The organism is Kribbella albertanoniae (assembly GCF_004348455.1).
Lineage (GTDB): Bacteria > Actinomycetota > Actinomycetes > Propionibacteriales > Kribbellaceae > Kribbella > Kribbella albertanoniae.
In genome coordinates this window covers 1-11,822 of sequence record NZ_SMKA01000059.1, presented here as the reverse complement: position 1 = coordinate 11,822, position 11,822 = coordinate 1, and the positions used below count along the sequence as shown (strand labels likewise).

Annotated in this window: 10 protein-coding genes; 3 read left to right on the top strand and 7 right to left on the bottom strand. The window is 68.9% G+C overall.

Features of this window, described 5'->3' with window-relative positions; genetic code table 11:
* Window positions 1-7: 7 nt before the first annotated feature.
* The 6 genes from E1261_RS15700 to E1261_RS15675 form a co-directional block, all read right to left on the bottom strand.
* On the bottom strand, window positions 8-505 hold the full coding sequence (locus tag E1261_RS15700; RefSeq protein ID WP_132407265.1) for a DUF3145 domain-containing protein: 498 nt from the start codon (window positions 503-505) through the stop codon (window positions 8-10).
* Window positions 506-919: 414 nt separating this feature from the next.
* Window positions 920-2,155: a beta-ketoacyl-ACP synthase II gene (gene fabF / locus E1261_RS15695; RefSeq protein WP_132407263.1), complete on the bottom strand. Its 1,236-nt coding sequence runs from the start codon at window positions 2,153-2,155 to the stop codon at window positions 920-922.
* 112 nt (window positions 2,156-2,267) lie between these two features.
* Window positions 2,268-2,516 carry an acyl carrier protein gene (locus tag E1261_RS15690; RefSeq protein WP_132407261.1) on the bottom strand — a complete coding sequence of 83 codons (249 nt, stop codon included), beginning with the start codon at window positions 2,514-2,516 and terminating at the stop codon, window positions 2,268-2,270.
* A 239-nt stretch (window positions 2,517-2,755) separates the two neighbouring features.
* The gene (locus E1261_RS15685; protein ID WP_132407259.1) at window positions 2,756-3,751 is read right to left on the bottom strand and encodes a beta-ketoacyl-ACP synthase III; all 996 of its coding nucleotides are present in this window, start codon (window positions 3,749-3,751) and stop codon (window positions 2,756-2,758) included.
* 112 nt (window positions 3,752-3,863) lie between these two features.
* Entirely contained in the window at window positions 3,864-4,787 is a 924-nt protein-coding gene (locus tag E1261_RS15680) for an ACP S-malonyltransferase (RefSeq protein ID WP_132407257.1), read from the bottom strand.
* Between the two features lie 78 nt (window positions 4,788-4,865).
* A complete protein-coding gene (locus E1261_RS15675; RefSeq protein ID WP_132407255.1) occupies window positions 4,866-6,071 on the bottom strand; it encodes a PucR family transcriptional regulator in 1,206 nt (401 codons plus the stop codon).
* Window positions 6,072-6,272: 201 nt separating this feature from the next.
* Between E1261_RS15675 and E1261_RS15670 the strand changes: the two genes are divergently transcribed.
* Together E1261_RS15670 and E1261_RS15665 are read left to right on the top strand one after the other, a co-directional pair.
* Window positions 6,273-7,316: a PHP domain-containing protein gene (locus tag E1261_RS15670; protein ID WP_132407253.1), complete on the top strand. Its 1,044-nt coding sequence runs from the start codon at window positions 6,273-6,275 to the stop codon at window positions 7,314-7,316.
* A complete protein-coding gene (locus tag E1261_RS15665; protein WP_132407251.1) occupies window positions 7,313-8,818 on the top strand; it encodes a phospholipase D-like domain-containing protein in 1,506 nt (501 codons plus the stop codon). The genes E1261_RS15670 and E1261_RS15665 overlap by 4 nt, the downstream gene beginning before the upstream one ends.
* Here the strand turns inward: E1261_RS15665 and E1261_RS15660 are convergent.
* On the bottom strand, window positions 8,742-10,799 hold the full coding sequence (locus E1261_RS15660; protein ID WP_132407249.1) for an NACHT domain-containing protein: 2,058 nt from the start codon (window positions 10,797-10,799) through the stop codon (window positions 8,742-8,744). The genes E1261_RS15665 and E1261_RS15660 overlap by 77 nt on opposite strands.
* A 64-nt stretch (window positions 10,800-10,863) precedes the next feature.
* Between E1261_RS15660 and E1261_RS15655 the strand changes: the two genes are divergently transcribed.
* Window positions 10,864-11,822 (top strand): pirin family protein (locus E1261_RS15655; protein WP_132407247.1); only part of this gene is annotated, 959 nt, incomplete at its 3' end.

Sequence of the window (11,822 nt, the reverse complement as noted above, 5' to 3'; positions counted from 1 at the left end):
CAAGGGCTTAGACCACTTGATGCAGCCACCGAACCGGAGCGCCGTCTCCGGCATACCGGAACGGTTCGAGCTCGTCGTCCCACGGCCGGCCGAGCAAACGCTCGACCTCCTCGGTCAGATCAGCCTCGCCGGTCGCCGCCTTCAGCATCGCTGCCTTCAGCCGCTCCTCGGGCACCATGATGTCGCCGTGCACCCCGGTGGTCGCGTGGAAGACGCCGAGCGTCGGCGTGAACGAGTAGCGCTCGCCCTCGACGCCGTTCGTCGGCTCCTCGGTCACCTCGAAGCGCAGCTTCTGCCAACCACGCAGAGCTGATGCGAGCTTCGCCGCCGTACCGGCCTCGGCCTGCCAGGACAGCTCGGCCCGATACGTGCCTTGTGCCGCGGGCTGCGGCGTCCAGTCGAGTTTCACAGGCACACCAAGTACGCCGCCTGCGGCCCACTCGACATGCGGACACAACGCTGACGGCACCGTGTGGACGTACAAAACGCCACGAGTCGTCGCCACCGGGACCTCCTGTGTTCGAGGGGCGCCTTCCCCAGCGATCTCGAGCACAACTCTGGCCATCCCAGCAGAGCAACTGGGACCATCCTGCACCACGGCCCCCACAAACACCAGTAACCTCGCCGTGTCAACCACATCACCACCGTGTCGCACCCTTCGCGCACGTCCTCCCCGCGAACGTCAGCGGCCGACCAGCACGCCTGGGCGGTGGCTCCCCCGGGCCGCGCTCGTCGTGCGGAAAATGAGGGGATCTCCACTCAGATTGCCGGTTCTCCCCTCGTTATTCGAGCGGAGAACCAGCACATTGAACGGATACCCCTTCTCCTGTCCGCTGTGCGGGCCCGTCACGTTGCGGGTACGGCGGCCGGGATCCGGAGGTGCTACCTGATGTCGTCACCGACAGCACCAGGCAGTGGATCAGATGGTTTTGAAGGCGATGGCTGCGTTGTGGCCGCCGAAGCCGAAGGAGTTGTTCAGGGCGGCCAGGTCGCCGTCGGGGAGCTTGCGCTGCTCGGTGGCGATGTCGAGGTCGATCTGGTCGTCGAGCTTGTCGAGGTTGATCGTCGGCGGGACGACGCGGTGGTGCAGCGCGAGCACGGTGGCGATCGACTCGACCGCACCGGCGGCGCCGAGCAGGTGACCGATCATCGACTTCGGCGCGGTCGCGACCGCGTGGTCGGCGTCCTTGCCTAGGGCGAGGCGGATCGCCAGCGACTCCGCGACGTCACCCTGCGGGGTCGAGGTGGCGTGCGCGTTGATGTGCATGATGTCGGCCGGGGTCAGGTCGCCCTCGACCATCGCCCGCTCCATCGCCCGCCGCGCTCCGGAACCGGTCGGGTCGGGCTGCGCGATGTCGTGACCGTCGGCGGAGATCCCGGCGCCGGCGATCTCGGCGTAGATCTTCGCGCCGCGGGCGACGGCGTGCTCGTAGGACTCCAGCACCAGGACGCCGGCACCCTCACCAAGCAGGAACCCGTCGCGGTCGGTGTCCCACGGCCGCGAGGCGCGCTCGGGGTCGTCGTTGCGCTTGCTCAGCGCCATCATCTGGCTGAACGCGGCCAGCGGCAGCGGCATGATCGTGCCCTCGGTGCCACCGGCCAGTACGACGTCGGCGCGGCCGAGCCGGATCTGGTCCAGGCCGAGCGCGATCGCTTCGTTGCCGGAGGCACAGGCCGAGACCGGGGTGTGCACGCCGGACTTGGCGCCGAACTCGAGGCCGACGTACGCCGCGGAGGAGTTCGGCATCAGCATCGGGATCGCCAGCGGCGAGACGCGGCGGGGGTTCTTCAGCAGCGCGTCGTAGTTGGACAGTGTGGTGTGCAGGCCACCGATGCCGGTGGCAACGGCTACACCGAGCCGTTCCTTGTCCAGCCCGGAGTCTTCCAGGCCGGCGTCGGCCCAGGCCTCACGAGCGGCGACCACGGCCAGCTGGGCGTTGCGGTCGAGGCGGCGGGCCTTCACGCGCTCGATGATCTCGGTCGGCTCGACGGCCACCGGGGCGGCGATCTGGACGGCCAGGTTCTGCACCCAGTCGTCGGTCAGCCGGCGTGCGCCGGAGCGTCCGGCCAGCAGGCCTTCCCAGGAGCTGGCCACATCGCCGCCGAGCGGGGTGGTGGCTCCGAGCCCGGTGATCACGACTCGGGTCTTCGACATCTGTACCTCATCCTTCACGAGATCTGGGGAGACTGTGGGAGGGCCGGCCGGTGGTGCTCATCGGTTCTGAGCCCGATGAGCACCGGCCAGCACGGTGACGACTAGAAGTGGGTCAGCCGTTCAGGCCGCGCTCGATGAACGCGACGGCGTCGCCGACGGTCTTCAGGTTCTTGACCTCGTCGTCGGGGATCTTCACGTCGAACTTCTCCTCGGCGGCCACGACGACCTCCACCATGGAGAGCGAGTCGACGTCGAGGTCGTCGGTGAAGGACTTGTCCAGCTGGACGTCCTCGACCGGGATACCGGCGATCTCGTTCACGATCACGGCGAGGTCGGAACGGATCTCTTCGGTGCTGGCCATTGCTGTTGGTTCCCTTCGAATGGTTGATTCAGCCGGTGCGGCCACCTGAGCCGCCCCGGACAACTATGACGGCTGCTTAGCGGAGTGTCGCGGTGCAATCTCGGCACTGGCGGCGCCCAGGCGGGCACCTCGCGGCGTTGGAGGGAAAGCCACGATGGAAAACATCGAGGCTTCCCCTCCGCCTTGCGATGCACCCACCTGGACACCGCCAGCACTCGAGCTTTCACCACGACACTCCACTACGGCAACCGAATGACCTGGGCGGCGTACACGAGGCCCGCGCCGAAGCCGATGACGAGCGCGAGATCGCCGCTCTTGGCTTCGCCGGACTCGCGCATCGCGGTGATCGCGAGCGGGATCGAGGCGGCGGAGGTGTTGCCCTGCCGTTCGATGTCGCGGGCAACCTTCACGTGCTCGGGCAGCTTGAGCGCGCGGCGCATCGCGTCGGTGATCCGCATGTTCGCCTGGTGCGGCACGAACAGGTCGAGCTCCTCGGCCGGTACGCCGGCCACGTCGAGCGCCTGCTGTGCGGTCTTGGCCATCTCGAACGACGCCCAGCGGAAGACCGGGTTGCCGTCCATCGTGAGGTGCGGCCAGTTCTGGCTGCCGGCCGCCTCCTGCCACGACTCCTTCTGGCTGATCACCTGGTGCTGGGTGCCGTCGGAGCCCCACACGACCGGGCCGATCCCCGGCTCGTCGGTCGGTCCCACGACAGCCGCTCCGGCGCCGTCGGCGAAGATGAACGCCGTACCGCGGTCGGTCCGGTCGGTGATGTCACTGAGTCGCTCGACGCCGATCGCCAGCACGTACTTCGCGCTGCCGCCGCGGACCATGTCACTGGCCAGCGCGAGGCCGTAGCAGAACCCGGCACACGCCGCGGAGACGTCGAAGGCGGCCGCGGTCGGTGCGCCCACCTCGACGGCGATCCGGGTCGCGATCGCGGGTGTCTGGTAGAGGTGCGTGACGGTGGAGACCACGACGCAGCCGATCTGGGCCGGGTCGATCCCGGACTCCTTCAGCGCGTCCTTGGCCGCCTCGACCGACATCATCAGCACGGTCTCGTCATCGGAGGCCCAGCGGCGCTCCTTGATCCCGGACCGGGTCTGGATCCACTCGTCGCTGGAGTCGATGTGTTCCAGGATCTCCGAGTTCGGCACGATCCGCCGCGGCCGGTACGACCCGATCCCCAGAACTCCGGCGTGCTGCGCGCCGGACGATGCGGCAATGGCGGTCATGAGGCCCCGTTTCTGGACTGAGGAGCGTAGGGAGCGCAGCGACTGGAGCGACGAGGGAAGAAATGGAACCAGGCCTCAGGACCCGCCGCGCGGAGCGTGGCAATGTGCACTGTCATGCGGAGGCTCCATGCTTCTGGACGAAGGCGCGGGCGTCTTCGAGCTGGTCCGGCGTCTTGAGGGCGAAGGTCTCGACACCCTTGAGGTTGCGCTTGGCGATGCCGACGAGGGTTCCGGCCGGCGGCAGCTCGAGGATGCCGGTGACGCCGAGCTCGGTGAACGTCTGCATGCACAGGTCCCACCGGACCGGCGAGTTCACCTGGGCGACGATGCGCTGCAGGGCATCCTGGCCGTCGGTGACGACCTGGCCGTCGCGGTTCGAGAGCAGCGGGGTCTGCGGCTCACCGGTGGTGATCGCGGTGGCGTACTTCGCCAGCGTCTGAACGGCCGGCTCCATGTGCTTGGTGTGGAACGCGCCGGCCACCGACAGTGGAATCAGGCGGGCCTTGGCGGGCGGGTCGCCGGCCAGCGCGGCCAGCTCCTCGACCGTGCCGGCGGCGACGATCTGGCCGGGGCCGTTGTCATTGGCGGGGGTCAGCCCGTACTCCGCGAGCTTCGCAAGCACCTCGTCGCGGTCACCACCCAGTACGGCGGTCATCGAGGTCGCGGTCAGTGCAGCCGCACCGGCCATCGCCTTGCCGCGCTCGCGGACCAGGACCATCGCCTGCTCGACGGTCAGCGCACCGGACAGGGCAGCGGCTGCGAGCTCACCGACGCTGTGACCGGCCAGCGCACCAACCTGCGCCGGGTCTGTGAACAGCGCCGGCGCGGTCGCCAGGCCGGCGGCGACCAGCAGCGGCTGCGCGATCGCGGTGTCGCGGATGGTGTCCGCATCCGCCTGGGTGCCGTAGTGGGCGAGGTCGAGACCGGCGACCGCGGAGAGCCAGTTGAGCCGGCTCTCGAACGCGGGATCGGCGAGCCACGGCTCGAGGAAACCTGGGGTCTGGGCACCCTGACCGGGCGCGACAATGACGAGCACGTGACCACTCTCCCTGACCGGCTGCGTTCGCGGGCCCAAATGCAGCACGAATTCTGACCGGCCGTGTTTGTAGAGATCCTACAAAACGGTGTTTCCCGGCTCCGGATTGAGCAGGCGGCCGAGGGCCAGTGCGACACGCAGGGTAAAAGCGTCTCGGGGATTCAGCGGCTGGTAGCCCGTGAGATCGGCCACACGCTTCAACCGGTACCGGACGGTATTGGCGTGGATGAACATCGCCCGGGCCGTCGCCTCGATCGAACCGCCGGAGTCCAGGTACGCCGAAACGGTGTCGAGCAGCACGCCTTCGCCCATCGTGAGCGGGCCGTACACCTCAGTGGCAAGTTGCCGACGGGCGTGACCGTCTCCGGAGAGTGACCGCTCCGGGAGGAGTTCGTCGGCTTGAACGGGTCGCGGTGCACCCGGCCAGGCCGGTACGGCGCGGAGTCCGGCGACTGCGGCCCGGGCCGACGTCACGGCCGCCATCAGGTCTTTCACCACCGGCCCGACCACGATCGGGCCAGGTCCGAACCAGTGGGCCAGCCTTTGTACGATCTCCACAGGTTTGCCGACGCCGCCGAGGACGACGACGAGCCGGTCGCCCTGGATCGCGCACAGAGCGTCAGCACCCGCCTCGCGGGCCGCGTGCCGGACGGCGTCGGCCACGTTCGCGTTGCCCTCAGCCGCGGGCGCGCGCCCGACGACCACGGCGACTTCGGCGGATCCCGTCGTACCGGCGGCTCCGGTCCAGCCCAGGGCGGAGGCGCGGGAGCGGACCGAATCGTCGGCCTCGCCGCGGATCACCGAGTCCACCACGAGCGCTTCCAGCCGGGCGTCCCAGGCGCCGCGCATCTCGGCGGCCTGCGCGTAGACGGTCGCGGCGGCGAACGCGACCTCGCGGGCGTACCGCTGCATCGCCTGCTGCACGGCCGGTACGTCGTCCGGCGGCAGCAGGTCGTCGATCGCGGTCTCCATCATCTCGATGGTCGTCCGGACCAGGTCGACCGTCTGATGCAGCGAGATCACCCGCGTGAACTCCCGCGGCGCCGAGCCGAAGATCCGCGTCGGCATCGACGAATGCTCCTCAGGATCCCGGAACCAGTCGACGAACGCGGTGATCCCCGACTGCGCCACCAGCCCGATCCACGACCGGTCCTGCGCCGACAACCCCCGGAACCACGGCAGCTTCTCCTCCATCGCCGCCGTAGCCGCAGTGGCCAGCGCCCCGGTCTGCCCTTGCAGCCGATCAGCCCGCGCCCGATGCGCCTTGGAGTCCTGCTTCGCCACCCTTCGGACCTTACGCCCCGGACCTGCACGCCATCACAATTGCGCGCCGAGCCCGCCGCCCCGCCTGCGGCGCTCGTCTCCCTGCGATTGTGATGGGCTGCAGGTCCGGCATCATGGGTGGATGAGCGAGCGCAGCGAGCGAACAAAGGTAGAGGGGACCCTGTCGCTCGCGACGGAGCCGAGCGGCAGCGAGGTGGAGGAGTGAGCGACAAGGCTGGTGTGGATGCTGCCGTGGAGGCGTTGCGGGCGATCGGGTATTACCTGGAGCGGGATCGGCAGCCGACGCATCGGGTGAAGGCTTATCGGCGGGCGGCGGACACCATCGAGGCGTTGCCGGCGGCGGAGGTTCGGGCGCGCCGGCGGGCCGGGACGCTGACCGAGTTGCCGGGGATCGGGCCGAAGACCGAGGCCGTGATCCTGGAGGCGATGGACGGCGCGGTCCCGTCGTACCTGACCAAGCTGGAGGGGTCGGCCGGTGCGCTGACCGACGAGGGTACGGCGATGCGCGCGGCACTGCAGGCCGATCTGCATCTGCATTCGGAGTGGTCGGACGGTGGCAGCCCGATCGAGGAGATGGCGCGGACGGCGCATCGTCTCGGACACAAGTACATGGCGCTCACCGACCACTCGCCCCGGCTCACGGTCGCCAACGGGCTGTCCCGGGAACGCCGGCTGCAGCAGCTCGAGGTCGTTGCCGAGCTCAACAAAAAGCTCTCCAAGGAGCTCGACGGTTTCACCATCCTGAACGGGATCGAGGTCGACATCCTCGACGACGGTTCGCTCGACTGCGACTCCGAGATCCTGGCCCGCCTCGACCTGGTCGTGGCCAGCGTGCACTCCAAGCTCCGGATGGCCTCCGAGCCGATGACCGAGCGGATGGTCAAAGCGATCGCCAACCCGCACGTCGACGTACTGGGGCATTGCACCGGCCGACTGATCACCGGCGGTCGCGGGACCCGTCCGGAGTCGGACTTCGACGCCGAGGTCGTCTTCGAGGCCTGCCGTCAGTTCGGTACGGCGGTTGAGATCAACTCGCGTCCCGAACGCCTCGACCCGCCCAAGCGCCTGCTCGCCCTGGCCGCCGAGATGGACTGCGTCTTCAGCATCGACACCGACGCGCATGCACCCGGCCAGCTCGACTGGCAGGTCTACGGTTGCGAACGCGCCGAGGCCTGTGACATCACCCCCGAACGCGTCATCAACACCTGGGACCGCGACGAGCTCCTGGCCTGGACCGCGCAGTGACCTACCTGCTTCCCGAGCTGCCAACGTCGGTCGGCTGCAGCGTCACCCCGCTCATCGACGGCGCTGAGCACTCGGCTGCGATTCGCGAGGCGCTGGAATCGGTGGGCCCGGATGGGTTCGTCTACCTGACCGGCTGGTGGCTGGGCCTCGGCCGCGGTGGATTCGAACTGCTCCCGAACGGCGATGCCCGGTTGACCGAAGCGCCGCCGTACTGCGTCGATCCGTGGCCGGAGGGGGAGCCTTTCGTCGACCCGGCGAACGAGGAGTCCGCGCTGGTGAAGTTGCTGGCGGCAAGGATCGCCGCCGGGGCCGAGGTCCGCGCGCTCGGTTGGGTGTCGGCGTCGGCTGTCCGCCATCCGCGGGCGACCAAGCTCGGCGGCGCCGCGCACGTCACGGCGATCAACACACTCACCCTGCGCTCACTCCGTGAGTTGCGCGCGGTCGGCGCCGAGGCGCTGCCGAGCACGATCGGCCACCTGGCCGGTTCGAGTCACAGCAAGCTGATGCTGATCTCGGACGGCCGGAACACGGTCGGCTTCACCGGCGGCCTCGACCTCGAGCTCAGCCGCTGGTCGCGTCCGGACCACCATGGAAAGCAAATCTGGCACGACGTCGTCGCTCGCGTCCAAGGCCCAGCTGTCCAAGGCTTCTACGATCACTTCCGCACCCTCTGGGAGGCCAGCCGCTCGGGCCGCCCGCAGAACCTTCCTCTCGACAATGCACGATTCGTGTCGGTCCCAGCCAGTACGACGTCGCTGCCGCCGCGGGCCGTCCCGATCAGCGCGACCGAGGGGTCGCAGTCGGTGCAGAACCTCCGCACCCTGCCGGCGACCAAGTACCCCTGGTACGTCCCGACCCGGCCGACCTCGTTGCCGGAGGCAAATGTCTTCGAGTACCGCGACGCCCTGCGGCACGCGATCGGGCAGGCTCAGCGGTACGTCTATCTCGAGGACCCACTGATGTGGTCCGGCGAGGTGATGACCTGGGTCCGCGACGCCGTACGCCGGGCCCCGGACCTGCGTGTGATCCTGCTGACCGCCGGTGTCGACGACCCGAACGATCCGCCGCTCCCGCACCCGGAGTACTTCTGCCAGACCGTCAACCACGCGCTCCTGGCCGGTCTCGACGACACCGAGCAGGCGCGCATTTCGGCGTACCGGCGTCGTGGCGTCGTTGTCCACGCCAAGACCGTGCTGGTCGACGACGAGTGGGCCTGCATCGGCTCGTGCAATCTCGCTCAGCGGTCGCTGTACACCGACATCGAGCACGGCATCGCGTTCACCGGCGGCGTTCCGGCGTACCGCGAGAAGCTCTGGAGCCACCACCTCGGTACGACGCCCGCCGGGGCACTGCCCGCGTGGCTCGACGCCTGGCCGACCGCCAAGCCGCTCGACCGAGTTGCGCTACCGGTCGACGAGGTCCCGTTCAGTGCCCGGCAACGGCGGCGTTATCAGGACTTTCACGACCCGGACTCACGGCAGTGGCGCGTTCGGATTCTTTGACCAGCCAGTCGACGAGACCGACGTGGCGGAAGCGGTAGCTTGCGCCCGACTGTTGCAGGATCCCGCGGCGGCGCGCGTCCTCGAGGAACGTGAGCAGACGCCAGGGCAGATCCACCGGGCGGTGCGAGCTCCAGAGCAGCTTGGCGAGGAAGAAGCGGAACCACGCCACCGCTCCGGCTGACGGATCGACATCCTCGGACTTGAACAGCAGGTGCACCACCGCCCAGGGCAGGCCGTTGAACAGCCCGCCGGACAGGCCGGCGAAAACGCCGAGGGAGAGTGCCAGCACCGGCCCGGACAGGATCCAGCAGGCGATCGCGCAGGCGAGACCGTAGGCGATGAAGTAGGCGAGCACGAAGATGCGTTCGCGCTGGAGGACACCCTCCGGGCTGACCTCGTCCTCGACCTTGACCGTGCTGGTCAGGCCGTAGACAACCCCGAGCGGCAGGCCGAACCCGGCCAGCGCCCAGACCGCGGACAGGTCGTGCTGCAGGACGAACACCGCGCCGCCAGCCACCAATCCGACGAGCAGTCCGCCCGAAAGCCCGATCACGAACCGGCCCCCGAAGCGAAATTCGACCGTGGTCGGCTTCAACCGCGAGTGGGCTGCGTTGACCCCCATGACCGTGCCGACCGTGACGCCCCAGAAGAGGCCGGTCTCCGGGGTGAACAGGTAGCCGATGGCAATACCTGAGGCGAGCCCGGTGGTCAGCAGCGCAGTGAGCGCGGCCACCCGGCCGACAAGCGGCTCGGCGGCATCCGCGAGGCGCCACCACGAGATCAGGTCGTCCGCGGTGTCGCCGGAAGTCGTCGTACGGCGCCGTCGGTCGACATCACGCGCGAGATAGGTCATCCAGCGCATGACATCGTCCACGTTCCAGGACGGAGCGTCCGGGCCGCCGAGACCGCGGGTCGTGTACCGGCTCGGGATCAAGGCCTTGTACAGCTTGTCCTTGATGTCGTCGGCGGTTGCATCGCCCTCGGCGAGCACGTCGGGTTTGCTCGCGAAGGTGGCGGCGGCGATCCAGACCATCAGCGGCGTCGCCAGGGCTCTGGTGAGCTGCTTGTGCGTACGAAGTGCGGTCAGCCAGGCGTCGGCCGAGCCGTGCGGGGCATCGCCCAGGTACTTGACGATGTCCGGGATCCCGAGCGGCTGGAGCTCGACCACCGCGGTCCGGGCCACCGGCCGCCGGGCCTCGACCGCGCGGCGGTACTCCTCGGGCCGGCTGGTCAGGACGAACCGGAACTTCTCGTGGTGCCGCGACAGGGTCGCCAGCGCCTCGACCCGCCGTGGCTCAGGCATCTCGTCCAGGCCGTCGAACATCGGCAGCACGTGCCGGCGGACCAGCAGGATCAGATCGGCGCGACGATCCGCGGTCGATCGCCGCCAGGAGAACTTGAGCCCGGAGGTCTGGTCGAGCAGGAAGTCCGCGAGGAACTGGTCGACATCCCGGCTGCCGTCCCACGCGGCCAGCGGAACGAGCACCGGCACGCGTCCGTCGATGCTCTCCGGCGCCTCGAGCAGCTTCTGCATGAGCTCCAGCAGCAGGCAACTCTTGCCCGCACCGCCTGCGCCGAGAACGACCCACCGCCCGTGCGGAAGCTGTAGGTACTGTTTGGCAACGTCGGCGATGTCTCCGGACAAGATCGCGCGGCGGACCTTGCGTCCCTCGCTGTCCATGAGGTCCTCGGCTGCCGCGGACCAGCACACCGGCAACCGGCCCTCGTTGAGGTCGTTCGCCTGCTTGTCGTCGGCGTACTGATCCGTCACCCGCCGTCTGAGCTGCGCGGCCAGCGAGTCGACGTCGGAGGAGCCCGCAGCCGCGGGGGCGCTCAGCCAGAAGCTGATCAGCGGGATCCCGATCGTCGCGACGAACCCGAGAATGTCGATGATCGGGCTGCTCGTGACGGCGCGCAGGATCAGGACGCCGGTGATCGCCAGCGCCGCGCCCAGGAGAGCGATCAGGATCCTTCGAGCCATGTGTAATTCTCCACTGACACAGGGTCACCACGCCACTCGGGCATGTCGGCGTACATTTCCTGTCATGAGCGATCTGGAGAAGAATCCGGCTGAGGTCGTCTGCACCGGATCCGATCAGGGTCCGGTGTTCGAGTTGCTGGAGCCGCGCGAGGTGCTGCTGGGGCGCTCGACGATGGTGCGGCGGTTGCTGCCGAACAAGAACCGCCGGATGGTCGGTGCGTGGTGCTTCGTTGACCACTACGGGCCTGATGAGCTGGATCGGCGGGTCGACTCGTACGACGCGCCGGGGGAGCGCGGCATGCTCGTTCCGCCGCACCCGCACACGAGTCTGCAGACCGTGAGCTGGTTGTTCGAGGGCGAGATCGAGCATCGCGACAGTGTCGGTTCGCACGCGCTCGTGCGGCCCGGCGAGCTCAACATCATGACGGCCGGCGACGGCATCGCGCACTCGGAGGTCTCCACCCCGGACGCTCCGCCCCGACTCCACGGCGCTCAACTCTGGGTCGCCCTTCCCGACGCGGTCCGTACGACGACTCCACCCGCCTTCAACGCGTACGCCGACCTCCCGCAAGTCGACCTCGCCGGTGCCCGGATCACCGTGATGATCGGAACCGTGGCCGGTGTCACCTCGCCGGCTCCGGCGTACACGCAGCTGGTCGGCGCCGACATCACCATCGAGCCCGGCCGGACCCTCCCGCTCCCACTCGCACCTTCCAACGAGTACGCCGTACTGGTCGTCGACGGCTCGCTCACCGTCGGCCACCTCACCCCGTCCTTCGGCGAACTCGCCTACCTCGGCGCCGGCCGCGACACGGTCGACTTGGTTGCCTCCGACAACGGAGTCCGCCTGCTCCTGCTCGGCGGCGAACCCTTCACCGAAGAACTCGTGATGTGGTGGAACTTCATCGGCCGCACCCACGAAGACATCGTCGAAGCCCGCACCGCCTGGCAGTCCGCCATCACCACCACCACCGGCAACGCCCGCTTCCCCACAGTCCCCGGCTACGACGGCGCCCCCCTCCC